This is a genomic window from Mammaliicoccus sp. I-M35, from assembly GCF_022386455.1.
Taxonomy (GTDB): domain Bacteria; phylum Bacillota; class Bacilli; order Staphylococcales; family Staphylococcaceae; genus Mammaliicoccus; species Mammaliicoccus sciuri_A.
Genome location: NZ_JAJNIL010000001.1, coordinates 370,586 through 387,862 on the forward strand (window position 1 = coordinate 370,586; position 17,277 = coordinate 387,862).

The 17,277-nt window shown below is 32.3% G+C and carries 14 protein-coding genes and 1 other annotated feature; all 14 genes read right to left on the bottom strand.

Going from position 1 to position 17,277, the window contains the following annotated elements; translation table 11 throughout:
• Positions 1-2: 2 nt before the first annotated feature.
• The 14 genes from LQ679_RS01850 to hemC all read right to left on the bottom strand — a co-directional run bounded on the left by LQ679_RS01850 (position 3) and on the right by hemC (position 17,263).
• A complete protein-coding gene (locus LQ679_RS01850) occupies positions 3-446 on the bottom strand; it encodes a DUF4930 family protein (protein ID WP_239762015.1) in 444 nt (147 codons plus the stop codon).
• Positions 447-815: 369 nt separating this feature from the next.
• Complete coding sequence (locus tag LQ679_RS01855; RefSeq protein WP_037588440.1) at positions 816-2,564, bottom strand: ABC transporter ATP-binding protein; 1,749 nt, start codon at positions 2,562-2,564, stop codon at positions 816-818.
• Positions 2,561-4,300 carry an ABC transporter ATP-binding protein gene (locus tag LQ679_RS01860; RefSeq protein WP_204170028.1) on the bottom strand — a complete coding sequence of 580 codons (1,740 nt, stop codon included), beginning with the start codon at positions 4,298-4,300 and terminating at the stop codon, positions 2,561-2,563. The genes LQ679_RS01855 and LQ679_RS01860 overlap by 4 nt, the downstream gene beginning before the upstream one ends.
• A 273-nt stretch (positions 4,301-4,573) precedes the next feature.
• Positions 4,574-4,852: a hypothetical protein gene (locus LQ679_RS01865; protein ID WP_204170029.1), complete on the bottom strand. Its 279-nt coding sequence runs from the start codon at positions 4,850-4,852 to the stop codon at positions 4,574-4,576.
• A 44-nt stretch (positions 4,853-4,896) separates the two neighbouring features.
• Entirely contained in the window at positions 4,897-5,613 is a 717-nt protein-coding gene (gene radC, locus LQ679_RS01870) for a RadC family protein (RefSeq protein ID WP_037588446.1), read from the bottom strand.
• Positions 5,603-6,328: a prepilin peptidase gene (locus LQ679_RS01875; protein ID WP_239762016.1), complete on the bottom strand. Its 726-nt coding sequence runs from the start codon at positions 6,326-6,328 to the stop codon at positions 5,603-5,605. The genes radC and LQ679_RS01875 overlap by 11 nt, the downstream gene beginning before the upstream one ends.
• Before the next feature lie 176 nt (positions 6,329-6,504).
• Positions 6,505-7,902, bottom strand: a complete 1,398-nt coding sequence (locus LQ679_RS01880; protein ID WP_204189006.1) for a YfcC family protein — start codon at positions 7,900-7,902, stop codon at positions 6,505-6,507.
• Between the two features lie 138 nt (positions 7,903-8,040).
• Positions 8,041-9,303 carry a bifunctional folylpolyglutamate synthase/dihydrofolate synthase gene (locus tag LQ679_RS01885; protein WP_126477556.1) on the bottom strand — a complete coding sequence of 421 codons (1,263 nt, stop codon included), beginning with the start codon at positions 9,301-9,303 and terminating at the stop codon, positions 8,041-8,043.
• A gap of 8 nt (positions 9,304-9,311) precedes the next feature.
• Positions 9,312-11,942 carry a valine--tRNA ligase gene (locus LQ679_RS01890; protein ID WP_204189008.1) on the bottom strand — a complete coding sequence of 877 codons (2,631 nt, stop codon included), beginning with the start codon at positions 11,940-11,942 and terminating at the stop codon, positions 9,312-9,314.
• 40 nt (positions 11,943-11,982) lie between these two features.
• Positions 11,983-12,195: a binding site (T-box leader), on the bottom strand.
• Between the two features lie 48 nt (positions 12,196-12,243).
• Positions 12,244-13,314 carry an AbrB family transcriptional regulator gene (locus LQ679_RS01895; RefSeq protein WP_204189010.1) on the bottom strand — a complete coding sequence of 357 codons (1,071 nt, stop codon included), beginning with the start codon at positions 13,312-13,314 and terminating at the stop codon, positions 12,244-12,246.
• A 55-nt stretch (positions 13,315-13,369) separates the two neighbouring features.
• Positions 13,370-14,659 carry a glutamate-1-semialdehyde 2,1-aminomutase gene (hemL, locus tag LQ679_RS01900; RefSeq protein ID WP_037588456.1) on the bottom strand — a complete coding sequence of 430 codons (1,290 nt, stop codon included), beginning with the start codon at positions 14,657-14,659 and terminating at the stop codon, positions 13,370-13,372.
• A gap of 1 nt (position 14,660) precedes the next feature.
• Positions 14,661-15,644: a porphobilinogen synthase gene (gene hemB, locus LQ679_RS01905; RefSeq protein WP_025904284.1), complete on the bottom strand. Its 984-nt coding sequence runs from the start codon at positions 15,642-15,644 to the stop codon at positions 14,661-14,663.
• Complete coding sequence (locus LQ679_RS01910) at positions 15,641-16,324, bottom strand: uroporphyrinogen-III synthase (RefSeq protein ID WP_191835664.1); 684 nt, start codon at positions 16,322-16,324, stop codon at positions 15,641-15,643. Before LQ679_RS01910 ends, hemB begins: the two co-directional genes overlap by 4 nt.
• Positions 16,325-16,339: 15 nt before the next feature.
• Positions 16,340-17,263 carry a hydroxymethylbilane synthase gene (gene hemC, locus LQ679_RS01915; protein WP_204189012.1) on the bottom strand — a complete coding sequence of 308 codons (924 nt, stop codon included), beginning with the start codon at positions 17,261-17,263 and terminating at the stop codon, positions 16,340-16,342.
• Positions 17,264-17,277: the final 14 nt, after the last annotated feature.

Here is a 17,277-nt window from a genome sequence, read left to right on the forward strand (position 1 = left end):
ATTTAATATGCAGTTTTAGGTAATAATTCTATATTTGAGTGCATTGCACTTAAATCATTCATTAAATCTTGCTCTGTTTGATAAACATACATCTTTGGTTCCCCAAATTTATACAAGATATACTCTGTTCCTCTTTGCCCTGCAACATAGTTGTCGTCAAATCCCATACGTTCTAGTCCTGAAACATCCATGAATTCACTTTTATTGATCCAATTAAATGCTTGTTTAGTTTGACCTAATGGTACATTTTGTAATAATGGATTATCTTCAATTTTATAAGTTGCATTTGCATGTTGTGGAGCCATTTCTTCAGTCGTTTGTTCATTACTATGATCAAACGGATTTAAATCACTCAATGCTGGTACGTTTCTATATACAATAACAATGATAATGACAATTGCTAATAACGCTAATAAATTTCTAATTAATCTAAATAACCATCTCAAAATTATAGACACCTCTCATTCATTTATATTATACGAAAATTGCTCAAATATCATCATCGGGCTTTAGACCTAAATCTTTAATCATTCTGTAGTCTGATGTATTTAATGAGTTTATTCTTTATAATGAATTCAAGAGGTGATAAATTTGGAATTAATATATATATTTTTAGCTATCTTGTTTTTAATTATCTTTTTTAGATTTTTCGTTGGATTATTAAGAGTTGTAATAAAATTAGCAATCATCGCTTTAGTTATTTACTTCATATATCAAGGCGTACTTTACTTTATGTGACCGCAATGATGAGTTTAAAAAATATAAAACAATGGCCTGGGATAATATATCCCAGGCCATTAGTTTGTTTAACACGATTAATCTGTTAAAGACTGCATTTGATACATTTTGTAATATTGCCCTTCTAACTTGATTAACTCATCATGATTGCCTTTTTCAATAATGCGACCTTTATCAAGAACAATAATTTGATCAGCATTCTTAATCGTTGAAAGTCGGTGCGCAATAATAAATGATGTTCGTCCTTTAGACAACACAGTCATTGCTTTTTGTATAATTTCTTCCGTTTCAGAATCAATACTTGATGTTGCTTCATCTAAAATCAAAATTTCTGGATCAAATGCAAGTGCTCTCGCAAATGAAATGATTTGTCGTTGTCCAGAACTTAGTGTTCGACCCCTTTCTATAACTGGCTCATCAATACCTTTTTTAAAGTGTTCTAACACTCTATCTCCACCTACTGCATTTAAACTTTCAACAGCTTTTTCTCGTGTTACTTTAGGATCGTCTAATGTAATGTTGGATAAAATAGTCCCTGTATATAAGTATGGGTCTTGTAATACAATGCCCATATGTTTACGCATATCTCTTTTATCAGTCTTAATGGTCGGTATACCATCAATTTCAATTGTTCCATTAGTAGGATCATAGAATCTGAATAGTAAATTCATAATAGAACTTTTCCCAGAACCTGTATGTCCAACTAACGCAATTGTTTGTCCTTTATCGACATCTAAATTGATATCTTCCAAGACGTATTCACCTTCATTATAAGCAAACGATACATCTTTAAAATGTACACGACCTTCTATTTTTTTAGGCAACTGAATTTGATGTTCTGGCATCTTTTCTTCAGAGACATTCATCATTTCAAATACTCTTACGCAAGAAACTCTTGCCTGTTCTAATTGCCCCAATACATTTAATACACCAAACAATGGATCAAACAATCTTGTTATATAATTTACAAGAATATATAACGTTCCGACTGAAATTGCAACAGAAGAATTTAGAAATTGTGTTCCAAATACGACAATTAACATTAAAAACACAATACTTCTAATCGTACTTAACAAATTATGTTCTGTCAGCGAATCAAATTGTATGATTTTTTTATAATTGTTTAAATACGCTTGATTCATTTCATCAAAATCATTCATAATTTGTTTTTCCTGTTTAAATGCTTGAATGATATTCATACCATTTATAGATTCATTGATAAGTGCATTCATATCACTATTTTTTTCTCGAATGACATAGTTGTATTTACCCGTTACTTTTTTGTACCACAATAACCAAAGTATTACGAAAGGTATTGTAATCAATGCGATAAAACCAATTTTAATATTAATAAAGAATATCGCAATAATGACACCTATCATCGTAATAAAAGCTGAAATAAAGTTTGGTAATATAACAGTGAATAGTTCGAGTATCATTTGCGTATCATTCGTTATTCTAGCTACTACTTTTCCAGCTGGTAAATTATCAAAGTATTTAATCGGTAACTTTTGAACGTGTTCAAAGAGCTTAATTCTTAACTCTTTAATTACATCTGATCCTGCACGTTGAAGAACGAGTGTTTGAAAATAACTTAATATCGCATGAATAAGTGACACTACAAAGAACAAACTCAATAATAGTAGCACTGGTCGTAATTGTATAATTTGTGAAGCAGATGTTTTAACATAATGATCAATAATATACATCGCAACCAATGGCCCTAATAATTCGAACCCCACTGCTCCAATTAATATAACAATACCAATGATGAATCTTTTCTTATATTTGCTAACAAATGGAAAGAGTTGATTTACAATACTCACTTGCTATACACCTCCTTCAACCGTTGTCTTTCAAATTGAGATTTGTACCAACCATTCATTTGGAGTAATTGATCATGTGTACCTGACTCCGTGATTTCTCCGTGGTCCATGACAACAATTTGATTAGCATGTTTAACACCAGATAATCGATGTGTCGCAATAATGGTTGTTTTACCTTGTCTATATTTTTGTATATTTTGTATAATTTTCTTTTCAGTTTTTGCATCAACAGCCGATAGTGCATCGTCTAAAATTAATATTTTAGGATCCATTATCAATGCTCTAGCAATTGCTATTCTTTGCTTTTGACCTCCAGAAATAGCTATACCTTTTTCTCCTACTAATGTTTCTAATCCTTGAGGTAAACGTTCGATATCTTTTTCAAAGTATGCTAATTTGATCGCTTCTTCGATTTCATTGTCGGTAGCATTCGATTTACCAAATCTAATGTTATCTCTAATAGATCTAGAGAATAAAATATTTTCTTGAGATACATAACCAATTAAACTTCTTAAATCACTTTTTGAAATTTGATTAATATTAGTATCTCCAAGTACGATTTCTCCATCACCAGTAGGATATTCTTTCAAAATTTGTTTGATTAACGTCGTCTTCCCAGAACCAGTTGCACCAACAATACCTAAAGTTTCACCTTTACCTAGTATAATATTGATGTTGTTCAAGTTTATGGATTCACTTGATGGATATTTAAACACAACCGAATTCATACCTATATCATGTGAAGGCATACCTTTATTTTCTACATCAATTACTGTTTCCGCTTCATTTAATGTTTCTTCAACACGATCTATAGACGCATTACCTCTTTGCATAATATTAATCAAAATACCAACTGAAAACATTGGCCATACGAGCATATTTAAATATACGGTGAATGAAATTAGTCCACCAATTGTCATTTCACCACTGTTAACGAGAAATGCTCCATAACCTATTCCGATCACTTGACTCATAGCAGTGATAATAATCGTTATTGGTTGAAAAAACGCATCCATTTTTTCAACATTCATAAATTTTTCTACGACACTTTCGGTCATATTTTTGAAATCTTTGTTGAGTTTATCTTCTTGTACATACGCTCTTGTAACACGTACACCTTCAATAGACTCAAGAACACTGTCATTCATATCACCAAACGATTTTTGTGAAACTAAATAGCGTTTATGAATTCTTTTACCTAATTCAATTTCTAATATGGCTAGTAAAGGTAATGGAATCAGTGCAAATAGTGTAAGCTTCCATGACACTGTAATACCCATCGTTAATATTATCGTTCCCATAAATGTCGTAGAATCAATTAAAGTTAAAATCCCTATCCCTGCAGTATTTCTAATTTGATTCAAATCGTTTGTAGACTTTGCCATTAAATCTCCAGTTCGATTTTTCTCAAAAAATGTTGGACTCATAGATAAAAATTTTTGCATCAGTTTACGTCTCATAAGTGACTCAAGTATTTGAGAACCTGAAAAAATTAAAGTTCTCCAAATATAATTCACGATATAAGACAAAATTAATACAATTATAAAAATAATTACTAATTGATGATATATTTGTTCAGTCAAAGAACGGTCACTTATCTTATCTATAGTCTGCCCTACTATCCAAGGTGGCAATACTTCTACAACGTTCGCAATTAGCAACAGAATAATTGCAATCGTATATCTCTTCCAATGACCTTTAAAAAACCACATTAACTTTTTAATTGCTTGAAACATGTTGTCCCCCCTTAACCCCTATCATTAAACACAAAAAAGCACACGCATCCTTAAAGAAAGCGTGTGCTTAAATTACATTCTAAAGGAAGTGAATATACTACTCCCTAATGCTTCATATTTAACGTAGGGGTAGTGATGTATGATGTTGTTTGTTTATAAAATCTTCTTCTGATGTTTCTCATAAGTCACTACCTCCTCTCTCATAAATTTAAGTTAATGATAGCCTTTTCAAAAATTAATGTCAATATAATATCCGAAAATTTACAATTTTATTTATTTGTTTAATATTTTGTTTAAAATGAATAATGTAATTGAAACGAGAATACCCCAAGCAATTCCTGCAACAATTGAACCGAACATTAAATTAATTGAAAGTGCAGAACCATCTTTAGTTAAAGTAAGAATAATAGATGCTAAGAATACACCTATGATACCTAACACCAAAGTGATGCCATAGTCTTTTCTAACAATTGGTCGCTTTTTCTTGCGTTGAAATAAAGAAATGATAAATAGTAACGGTAATACGACAAATATGAACGTTATGATTTGCAAAATAAAAACTCCTGACTCATTTTTAATTACATTATAACATTGAATCATTCAGTTATATTATTAATTTCTAAGTCTTCACGCATGATATAGTCGTTTTCAAATATGCTAATAAATTCACCATCACCAATGATAATATGATCTAATAAGTCGATACCCATTAAATCACAACAATATAATATGCGCTTTGTCGTTTTAATATCTTCTAAGGAGGGTGTTGGATCACCACTTGGATGATTATGTGCAATCACAATTGAAGCAGCAGAATGCTTAACTGCCTCTCTCAATAAATCTCTCGGATGAACAACAGCCATATTTAATGAACCAATAAAAATCGATTGTTCATGTATAATTTGATTCTTTGTATTTAATAATAAAGCCACAAAGTGTTCTTGCTTTAAATATCTTAATTTTTCCATTAAATAATCTGCAACATCTTGTGGTTCATTGATTTCTACTTTGTCGAGAACAGTATTGCTATGCATTCTTTTAGCTAATTCAATAACTGCCAAAATTGTAATTGCCTTAGATTCACCAATGCCATTAACACTTAGCAATTCAGACAATGTTAAATGTCTTAGCTCTCTAGTATTTTCAACTAAATTCAATACTTTATTTGCACATTCTAGACTGGAGTATTGTTTGCTTCCTGAATTAATAATGATCGCCAATAATTCTCTATTTGTTAATTTATCCGGACCATATGATTTAAGTCTTTCTCTCGGTTTATCTTCATGTTGTAAATCTTTAATTTTAATAACCATAGTAGCCTCCTAAAAAATAATCATTAAGTTCAATTTGGAATAATTGTACAAATATAACTGCAAGTGTCAAAAAAGGAACGAGTGGTACTTTTTGAATTTTATTTCGTGTGATACATACATAAAGTGTGATCAATACACCCGCAAATATAAAAGTAAACATAAAACATAATATAAAATGTGATACCGATAAAATTAAACTGAGTAACGAAAATAATTTAATATCTCCATAACCTAGCCCTCCCCTTGATATGAAATATAAGATGTGCAAAATTAATATGATAATCAGTGCGTAAATAAATTGTTCTCGCGTTATTCCAAATAAATAAACACTACATACTAACATAATGATGAGCATATGATTCGGTATGACAAAATGATGGAAATCATAAATGGACAAAGGTATTAAAAAGATAATTAAGAGGTAATACAAAAGAGGATTTAGTTGAACTGTTGAAAGAATTGGAGTGAGAAATAGTATGCCTAAAAAGACTTCACAAATTAATAAACTTATTGGAATATCCTTCTTACAATAACGACATTTACCGCGCAATGCTACATAACTTACAATGGGTATTAAATCTATTGGTTTAAGTGATGTATGGCATGATTCACAAACAGAACGCTTCGTTAACAAATGAAAGTTCACTTTCTTCACACCCGTAAGTTGATACATATAACTTGCAATGATTGCACCGAATATAAACATTTTGAACATGCTTTTTAACTCCTTTTTGATATAAATTAATATACCAAATAACACCTCAATATTTATAATCGCATTTTGTTAGTAAATAGCTCTAATACTTTTAAACGCTTTATAAATCCATTAAAAAAACTTGAAAAACACCTAAAGATAGCATGTGTTTTTCAAGTTTTGTAAAATTTTAAAATTTAATAACCTAGGGCTAATGCAATAATAATACCAACTAAGCAGATAACAACCCACAGTAATAATAACTTCCAAATAAATTTAACCCAAGTTGTGTATGAGATTCCTGCTACAGCTAATCCTCCCATTAATGAAGCTGATGTTGGGAAAATACTATTACTCACTGCATCACCATATTGGAAGGCAAGTACTGCCATTTGTCTATTGATATTCAATAAATCAGAAATTGGCACCATTAATGGCATAGTCGTCATCGCTTGACCAGAACCAGATGGGATGAAGAAATTCAAAATCATTTGTATGATAAACATCATCCCTACCGTAATACTTGCTGGTAAATCTTGAATTGTATTTGTTAAATAATAAACGATTGTGTCGATAATTTTACCATTTTCTAATACAACGACGATTGCTTTAGCGAAGCCAACAATTAATGCTCCAAATAAAATAGACTGCATACCCTCGATTAATGCATCGAAAGTACCATTAAAACCTAGACCAGCAATAAAACCTGCCAATAATCCGACTAGCAAGAAATTGGCACTCATTTCATTAAATGACCAACCAAATGTAAAAATACCAAATACGTTAAAACATATTGCACTAATTAATAAAATTAAACAAAACATTTGTCGCTTTGTAAATCTACCAATTTCTTCTTGCGGTCCTATTTGATCTTTTTCTTGTTGTTCTAACTCATATACTAAACTTTTCTTTGGATTCTTTTTAACTTTTCGAGCGTAAAACATAACGTATGCAATACCTACAATTAATACACAAATATAAATAATTGTTCTAAATTCCCATCCAGAAAAAAGTGGAATTTCTGCAATCTGTTGAGCAACGCCAACTGTAAATGGGTTGAGCATTCCGCCGAGAAAGCCAGCAGCAGCGCCCATGATAATCATTGCAGCACCTGTCATTGCATCATATCCGACTGCTCTAGCAATCGCTATACCGATTGGAACAAAAATAATCGTCTCTTCAGCTAAACCTATAGAGAAACCAAGCAATGAAAAAATGAACATCGTTAGTGGAATCATTAACTTACCGTTTTTACCAAGCTTATTCATCGCGGCATTGACACCATTTGTAATGGCACCTGTCTTATGAATAATGCCAAAAGCACCACCAACTAAAAATATGTAAAAGATAATATCAGCACCACTGATTAATCCTTCAGGTATTGATCTAAATATTTCTAAAAAGCCAGAAGGTTCACTATCTACTAAATGATATGTACCCGAAACAACCTCTTCCCGATCATCAACAGACTTCCTGTCAAATTCCCCAGAAGGTATGACATATGTCAGCAAACAACTCATAGCAATAATGAAAAGCAATATAGCATATGTATGAGGATTCTTGAACCTTATAAATTTTCCAACTAAATCTTTCAAATTAATCCCCCCTATTTATAAGTACCATCATACACTATTATCAGAAAATATTGAATATTATATAAAAATCTTCGATTTTATTCGTGCATGCCCATAAAAAAATGCCGTCAAAGTCAATGACTTTGCCGGCATTTTATATTAATCTTTAAATAATTTTCTTACTTCACTAATAAAGTATAAACTTCCTGTTACAACGAGTAATTCTCCGTCGTATTGTTCAATAAATTGAGGATAGTCTTGAACTTTTTCAATATGGTGGTGCTCTAAATAATCGTATACTGCATCTATTGGTAATGCTTTTGGAAAATCAAATGTTGTTACATAAAATCTATTGGCTATTTCTTCTATGCTATTCATCATTTTCCCTATTGGCTTACCATCTATCGCTGCAAATAATACATCGATTTTTTTGTCAGAATAGTATTGTTTTAATGTATCTACTAACGCATCAATACTTTCTCTATTATGGGCACCGTCTATTAAAATAAGTGGTTCTTCTTGAACTTTTTCAATTCGACCTGACCATGTTGTATGTTCTATCGCATCAATCATTGTATTAAAGTTTAATTGAATCATACCTCTTTGATACATTTCAATAAGTGTTGTGATCGCTAGTGCAGCATTTTCATGCTGATGTTGACCTATCATTTTGAGTTGAATGTTTTCTAATTCATAACTACCATATCGATACGTAAATTCAGTATCATCTGATAGTACATGAAAATCGCGATCTAGTTCTAGACCTTTATTGTAATTTTTCTCAACTACTTCTCTAACGAAATGTAACGCATCTTTAGGCTTAATCGCATATACAAGAGGAACACTTGGTTTAATGACACCAGCTTTTTCTCTTGCAATATCCATATACGTATCTCCTAAAATATTAGTATGATCTAAACCGATACTTGTTAACACCGTCATTATTGGTTGAAATACATTCGTTGAATCATTTAAAGCACCTAATCCCGCTTCAATGATGACAAAATCTACAGGATGTACTGTACCAAAATATACAAACATCATTAATGTAATGATTTCAAATTCAGTAGCAGGACCTAAATCAGTTTCAGATTCAAGTCGTTCAGATATTGGTTTAACTATCTGAACTAACTCAACCAATTCATCATCTGTGATTGGTGTTCCATTAATACTGATTCTTTCATTGAAAGTGACAATATATGGCGATGTGAAAGTACCGATTTCATAGTTATTAGCTACTAGGGCTTCTCTTAAATAACTGACAGTTGAACCTTTACCATTTGTACCGACTACGTGAACTGCTTGAATCTTTTCTTCAGGATTACCTAATTTGTCGAGCATCCACTTCATTCTTTTAACGCCTGGTTTAATACCGAACTTCGTGCGTTCATGTATCCAGTGTAAACTATCTAAATAATTCATAAGATTTCCTAGCCTTTCAGTTGTTCAATTCTTGCTAATACACCATCATATTTTTCTTGATAATTAACTTTTTTATCTTTTTCTTCGTTAATAATCTTTTCAGGTGCATTTGCAACGAATTTTTCATTGCTTAATTTTTTATTAACACGATCTAATTCTTTTTGCCATTTTTGAAGTTCTTGTTCAAGTCTTTCTATTTCTTTATCCATATCAATTAAACCTTCTAAAGGTAATACAACTGTTGCACCAAATACAACTTCAGTCATTGCTTTTTCTGGAATATCAACTTTCGTATCAATCACTAGCTCACTTGGATTACAGAAACGCATTAAATAGTCTTTATTGTCTAAGAGTTGTTTTTTCACTTTTTCGTCTTTAGCTTCAATGTGAATTGGTACTTCTTTAGACATTGGCGTGTTCACTTCACGACGTGCTTGTCTTACAGATTTAATGATTTCAACTAATAGTTGCATAGATACTTTACTATTTTCATTTGATAATTCTGGTCTTACTTCTGGCCATGAAGCTTGAATAATTGTTTCGCCTTCATGTGGTAATGCTTGCCAAATATGTTCTGTTACGAATGGCATTAATGGATGAAGCATACGCATTGTTTGGTCTAACGTATAAGCTAGTACTGAACGTGTCATTTGTTTTTTAGCTTCGTCATCACCATTCATTGGTATTTTACTCATTTCGATATACCAATCACAGAATTCATCCCAAATAAAGTTATATAATACACGGCCAACTTCACCGAATTCATATTTATCACTTAAATCCGTAACGTTCGCAATCGTTTCATTTAATCGTGTAAGGATCCATTCATCTGCAACAGATTTTTCACCAGATAAATCTATATCTTCAAATTTAAAATCTTCACCGATATTCATAATGCTGAAACGAGACGCATTCCAAATTTTATTGATAAAGTTCCATACCGCTTCAACTTTTTCAGTAGAATAACGTAAGTCATGACCTGGAGATGAACCAGTAGCTAAGAAGTATCTTAAACTATCTGCACCATATTCATCTATTACATCCATTGGGTCAACACCGTTACCAAGTGATTTACTCATTTTACGGCCATCTTCAGCTCTTACTAAACCGTGTAGTAAAACGTCATTGAACGGCTTTTTACCTGTAAATTCTAATCCTTGGAAAATCATTCTTGATACCCAGAAGAAAATAATATCATAACCTGTTACTAACGTATTAGTTGGATAGTAACGTTTGAAATCTTCATTGTTTTCATCTGGCCAACCTAATGTTGAGAATGGCCATAATGCAGAACTAAACCATGTATCTAGAACATCTTCATCTTGAGTCCAATTCTCGATATCTGCTGGAGGTTCTTCACCAACGTATGTTTCACCTGTTTCATTATGGTACCATGCTGGAATTTGATGACCCCACCATAATTGTCTTGAAATTGTCCAGTCACGAATGTTTTCCATCCATCTATTGAATGTGCCTTCAAAACGTTCTGGTACAAAATTAATACGACCATCTGTATCTTGATTGTCTAATGCTTGTTTAGCTAATGGCTCCATTTTAACAAACCATTGTGTAGATAAATAAGGTTCAACTACTGCGCCACTTCTTTCTGAGTGTCCAACAGAATGAACATGTTCTTCTATTTTGATTAATTCGCCAGTTTCTTTTAAGTCTTCGATTAATTGTTTACGGCATTCAAAACGATCTAAGCCATTATATTTACCTGCAAGCTCATTCATCGTACCGTCTTCATTCATTACATTAATTTTTTCAAGTTGATGTCTTTCACCAATTTCGAAGTCATTAGGGTCATGAGCTGGTGTAACTTTCATTGCACCACTACCGAATTCAATATCAACATAGTCATCACCAATAATCGGTAATTCACGGCCAATAATCGGTAAGATAACGGATTTACCAATTAAATGTTTGTAACGATCATCATTTGGGTTAACAACGATTGCTGTATCACCTAACATCGTTTCAGGACGTGTCGTTGCAATTTCAATTGCGCCTTCTCCGTCTTTAAAAGGATATTTAATATGATAGAAATGACCTGTAATATCTTCGTGAATAACTTCAATATCAGAAATAGCTGTTTTAGTTTGTGGATCCCAGTTAATAATTCTTTCACCACGATAGATAAGACCTTTGTTATACATATCAACAAACACTTTTTTAACTGCTTGAGATAAACCTTCATCTAAAGTAAAGCGTTCACGACTATAGTCTAATCCTAAACCTAATTTAGCCCATTGAGCTCTAATAAAGTCAGCATATTCTTCTTTCCATGACCAAGCATGCTCAAGGAATTTTTCTCTTCCTAAATCATGTCTTGATAAACCTTGTTCTCTTAATTTACCTTCAACTTTAGCTTGAGTCGCAATACCTGCATGGTCCATACCAGGTAAATACAATGTGTCATAGCCTTGCATTCTTTTCATTCTTGTTAAAATATCTTGTAAAGTTGTATCCCATGCATGACCTAAATGCAACTTCCCTGTTACATTTGGTGGTGGAATAACAATTGTGTATGTTTCCTTGTCTTTATTTTCACTTGGCTTAAAATAATTATGATCTAACCAAAATTGATAACGGCCTTCTTCAACCTTTTTAGGGTTATACTTAGGTTCCATTTCCATTAAAATCACTCCCTTTATAATATAAAAAACCCGTCCTAATAAATAGGACGGGTTAAACCGTGGTACCACCTAAATTCAATATAATCACTTATATTGCACTCTAACGATTATCGCTCGCACACGCATTAACCTACTTAGTTTCAATTAACGTTCAATTTAAGGCTACCTTCAATCATCATTAATATGCATTTACACCAACCATGCACTCTCTATCATTAATCAATGATTTACTCTTCCTTGATAAATATTCGATTACTTTAATAATATAAGCAGAATCCATATAAGTCAATATTGATTCAATTTAATTTCCATATTTTCTAGATCTAACTGTTAAGAATATTTTAATTAACGGTGCAACGATCAGTAGAATAAAGAATATCCTAAATATATGATAACTTGATATCATCGCGACATCTCCACCAGTTTCTAATGCTACAACGATAATTTGAGCCATACCACCAGGTGCTGCACTTAAGAATAAGTCATTTATATTGTCGTCTATAAATATCTCAAATACAAAAACTAGTACAAATGCACCAATAATCAGTGATACATTTTGAAATGCGATAGCAAATATCGTTTTTTTCGTTAAATTATTAATTAAATCAGATATTTGAACACCTATTCTTATGCCAAATAATACTTGTGCAACGACAATGATCGGATAATCCAATGAAAAGATTTGTCCAGTATATAAATTCCATACTAATAAAACAAATATCGGTGCTAGTAACTGAGGTACAGGTACTTTAATTTTATAGAATATATAAAATAAAGCGAGGATACTTATTAGTATCACAAATAGTCCTGAGATATCTAGCGCTGTAAATATAGATGGCGCTTTTTCAATTTGTCCTGACGCCGTACCATCATTACCATAAATAGATGAAATAATTGGAACTAATATGACGACAAACATGATTCGAGATGTTTGAGTCAATGTAACGATTAATAAATCTGCTTTTTTATTTTCTTCTGCCATTATAACCATCTGACTTAAAGCACCTGGAATTGCACTTAATAATGCTGTTTCGAATGTAACATTTGCAATTTTTCTAAATGCTATAGACACAATTAACGCTAGTATTAAAATAAATACTGACATTAATATAATTTGTAGCCATTCATCTTTAATATCATGAAGGACAGTAGGCGTAAATGTTGAGCCCATTTGTATCCCTAATATAAGTAAACCGATATTACCTAACCATACTGGCCATTTAATCGTGCGTTTTAATACTTTAATCATTATTAAACTCGCAAATATAGGTCCAAACATCCACGGTAATATCATGTGAATACTTTGTAACACAAAACCGAGTATAATGGCTAACAAGCATACAAATACAATGTTCCATTTATTTCTATTCATGATTAACACCTCAAAAAGATTATATCATTTATGTTTCTATATTTTGAGGTAAGTTTTATTCGTTTGTAATTCTTTCTAATGCTGTATCAAAAGCTTGAATTGTTTTTTCAATATCTTCTTTAGTATGAGCAGTAGATAGGAATGTACCTTCAAATTGTGAAGGTGGTAAAAATACGCCTTCTTGAGCCATTTCTCTATACATTTTGCTGAATAGTTCTAAATCTGAAGAATTTGCTTCTTCAAAGTTAGTTACAGGTCCTTCATTTAAGAAATAACCTATCATTGAACCTGCTCGATTAACCGTAATCGGTACAGCGTGTTTCGCAAATACTTCTTTAAGACCTTTTTCAAGTAAATCTCCAAGTTCGTTAAAGTATTGATAGCTTTCTTCAGTTAATTCACTTAGTGTTGCGTAACCACTTGTCATTGCTAATGGGTTACCTGAAAGTGTACCAGCTTGATATACATTACCGACTGGTGCTATTTCTTCCATAATTTCTCTCTTACCACCGAATGCGCCAACTGGTAGTCCACCACCAATAACTTTACCTAAACATGTTAAATCTGGTGTCACACCAAAGTAACCTTGTGCACAGTTATAGCCAACTCTAAATCCAGTCATGACTTCATCGAAAATAAGTAATGAACCGTATTCTTTCGTAATATCACGTAAACCTTCTAAGAATCCTTCAACAGGTGGGACAACGCCCATGTTACCAGCAACTGGTTCAACAATAACGCCTGCAATATCTTCACCAAAGTGTTCAAATGCAACTTTTACTGCTTCTATATCGTTATATGGTACAGTTACAGTGTTTTTTGCTGTGCCTTCTGGTACACCAGGAGAATCTGGTAAACCTAAAGTCGCGACGCCAGAACCTGCTTTAATTAATAATGAATCACTATGTCCGTGATAGCAGCCTTCAAATTTCAATATTTTATTTCTGCCAGTATATCCTCTAGCAAGACGTAATGCGGCTAATGTCGCTTCTGTACCTGAAGAAACCATTCTTACCATTTCAATAGATGGCACACGTTCAATAACAAGTTTAGCCATTTTATTTTCAAGTTCAGTTGATGCACCGAATGAAGTTCCTTTATCAACTGCTTCATGTAATGCAGCTTTTACTTTTTCATGTGTATGACCTAGAATTAATGGTCCCCAACTTAACACATAATCAATATATTCATTACCATCTACATCATAAATTTTAGATCCTTGTCCGTGGTCCATAAAAATCGGTGGTGTATCTACTGATTTAAAAGCACGTACTGGACTATTTACGCCACCTGGCATTAAATTTACAGCTTCATCATAGGCATTTATTGAACGTTCATATCTCATATTAGTAGTCTCCTCCGTCTAAGTATTTACAAATATCTTTAGCAAAATAAGTAATAATCATGTCAGCGCCAGCACGTTTCATTGACGTCATTTGTTCCATCACGATTTTTTCTTCATCAATCCAGCCGTTTAATGCAGCTGCTTTTGTCATACTGTATTCTCCACTTACATTATATGCAACAATTGGTAAGTCTGAGCGATTACGAACATCTCTAATGATATCTAAATAGCTTAGTGCTGGTTTAACAATCATCATGTCGCAACCTTCTTTAATATCACTTTCTAATTCTCTGAATGCTTCTAATCGATTACTTGGATCCATTTGATAAGTCTTACGATCACCAAATGAAGGTGCTCCTTCTGCTGCTTCTCTAAATGGGCCATAGAAGCTAGATGCGTATTTAATACCATAACTCATAATAGGAATATTTATAAATCCTGCTTGATCTAAGCCTTCTCTAATTTCAGCAACAAATCCGTCCATCATATTACTTGGCGCAATAATATCTGCACCAGCTTTAGCTTGTGATACAGCTGTTTTCACAAGTAATTCTAATGATTGGTCGTTATCTACATCTTTTGTTTCTTCGTTTATCACACCGCAATGTCCGTGATCTGTATATTCACATAAACACGTATCCGCTACAACTAACATATCTGGAAATTTACTTTTAGATAATCGTGTTGCTTTTTGTATAATACCATCATCAATAAAAGCACCTGTTCCACAAGCATCTTTCTCATTAGGTATACCAAAGAACATAACACCTCTAATGCCTAAATCATAAGCTTCTTTAAGCTCTTGTTCTAATAAGTTTAAACTTAATTGATAAATACCTGGCATTGAAGATATTTCGTTTTTAATATTATCTTCTTCAATTACAAAAATCGGATATATTAAATCTGATTTATGAACATACGTTTCTTTCACCATATTTCTCATAACTTGAGATGATCTAAGTCTTCTATGTCTATCAAATTTCATGATTTTACCTCTTTCAAAATTGTATTTATCATGCCTTCTAATGTGTATTCTTCTGCTACTTTAGAAGGTTGATGATATGTATTTAACTTTCGCTCTGTTATCGCACCAATTGCATAAACTTCGACTGAGTCTGGAATTCGATGATAGTTATCAAAATAACTTGATACAGCCGATGAACTTGAAAAAGTAACATGCGTTACTTCTTGCTGTTGTATCAGTTCATGTACTTTTCTAACATTTTCTATATTTGTAACAGGTTCATATAGATGCAGTACTTGTACTTGATTATCCCATTTCATAAGTTCTTTCGCCAGTTTATCCCTAGCTTGTTTACTACACGGGATTAATATAGATTGGTTTGTGAACTGATCTTTAAATTCATGTAATAAACCTTCTTGAGTAAATGAATCTGGCATTAAATCTACTGGGATATTGTACTGATCTGCTATTTTTTTAGTTTTTGTACCGATAACAGCAATACGATCGACTTCTATTTGATTTAAATATGGTTCAAATATTTTGATCGCATTTACAGACGTAAAAATAAGCCAATCATAGTGCGGTTTTAAACAAGATTGTTCAAATTTGATAGGAACAATATCAATGAACGGATAATGACGAATTTCGACATCTTCACGTTGAACAGTTCTTGTACTTGTAACCACAATGATTGGCTTCATGTTAACGACTCCTTATTATGCTTCTTCGTTCAATTTCTTAATGATTTCATATGCACCTTGTGCTTTTAATTCTTCAGAAACTTGTTTACCTATTTCAACAGGGTCAGTTCCTTTTATTGTTGATTCATATCTTTCTTTACCATCTGGAGACATGATTAAACCTGTAAATGAAATTTCATCATTTTCAAGTGTTGCGTAACCAGCTATTGGCACTTTACAACTACCATCCATTTCATTTAAGAAAGTTCTTTCACATGTTACACATGTTTCTACATTCTCATCATGAACTGATTTAAGAATATCTAATAATTCTTGATCATCACTTCTACATTCGATACCTAGTGCACCTTGCCCTATAGCAGGTACCATCGTATCTTCTTGTAAATATTCAGTAACGATATCATCACTCCAGCCCATACGTTTTAATCCAGCTGCAGCAAGTATAATCGCATCGAAGTCTTCAGTTTCTAATTTATTTAAGCGTGTATCAATATTTCCACGAATCCACTTAATTTTTAAATGAGGATATTTTGCTAATAATTGTGCACCACGTCTTAATGAACTTGTACCAACGATACTACCTGGTTTCAAATCTGCAAGTTTGACATGGTTATTTGCGATATATGCATCAAATGGATTTTCACGTTCTGGAATACATCCTAATGTTAATTCATCAGGCAATTCACTTGGAACATCTTTTAAGGAATGAATTGCAAAGTCAATTTCATGATTGAATAATGCTTGTTGTATTTCCTTAACGAATAATCCTTTACCACCGACTTTAGATAATTGAACATCAACAATCTTGTCACCTTTCGTAACGATTTCTTTAATTTCAATATCTAAATCTGGGTGTTTTTCTTTTAATTTATCTATAAATTGCTGACTCTGCGTCATAGCTAATTTACTTTTTCTAGAACCTACAATAATTTTACGCATAATTTCCTCCACCA

What these genes read in the sequence shown, in the direction of transcription:
- LQ679_RS01885 (WP_126477556.1), bottom strand. Translation starts at nt 9,303, where the DNA reads ATGAATTATTTAGATAGTTTACACTGGATACATGAACGCACGAAGTTC.
- hemC (WP_204189012.1), bottom strand. Translation starts at nt 17,263, where the DNA reads ATGCGTAAAATTATTGTAGGTTCTAGAAAAAGTAAATTAGCTATGACG.
- LQ679_RS01860 (WP_204170028.1), bottom strand. Translation starts at nt 4,300, where the DNA reads ATGTTTCAAGCAATTAAAAAGTTAATGTGGTTTTTTAAAGGTCATTGG.
- hemL (WP_037588456.1), bottom strand. Translation starts at nt 14,659, where the DNA reads ATGAGATATGAACGTTCAATAAATGCCTATGATGAAGCTGTAAATTTA.
- LQ679_RS01895 (WP_204189010.1), bottom strand. Translation starts at nt 13,314, where the DNA reads ATGAATAGAAATAAATGGAACATTGTATTTGTATGCTTGTTAGCCATT.
- LQ679_RS01910 (WP_191835664.1), bottom strand. Translation starts at nt 16,324, where the DNA reads ATGAAGCCAATCATTGTGGTTACAAGTACAAGAACTGTTCAACGTGAA.
- LQ679_RS01875 (WP_239762016.1), bottom strand. Translation starts at nt 6,328, where the DNA reads ATGTTCAAAATGTTTATATTCGGTGCAATCATTGCAAGTTATATGTAT.
- LQ679_RS01890 (WP_204189008.1), bottom strand. Translation starts at nt 11,942, where the DNA reads ATGGAAATGGAACCTAAGTATAACCCTAAAAAGGTTGAAGAAGGCCGT.
- radC (WP_037588446.1), bottom strand. Translation starts at nt 5,613, where the DNA reads ATGGTTATTAAAATTAAAGATTTACAACATGAAGATAAACCGAGAGAA.
- hemB (WP_025904284.1), bottom strand. Translation starts at nt 15,644, where the DNA reads ATGAAATTTGATAGACATAGAAGACTTAGATCATCTCAAGTTATGAGA.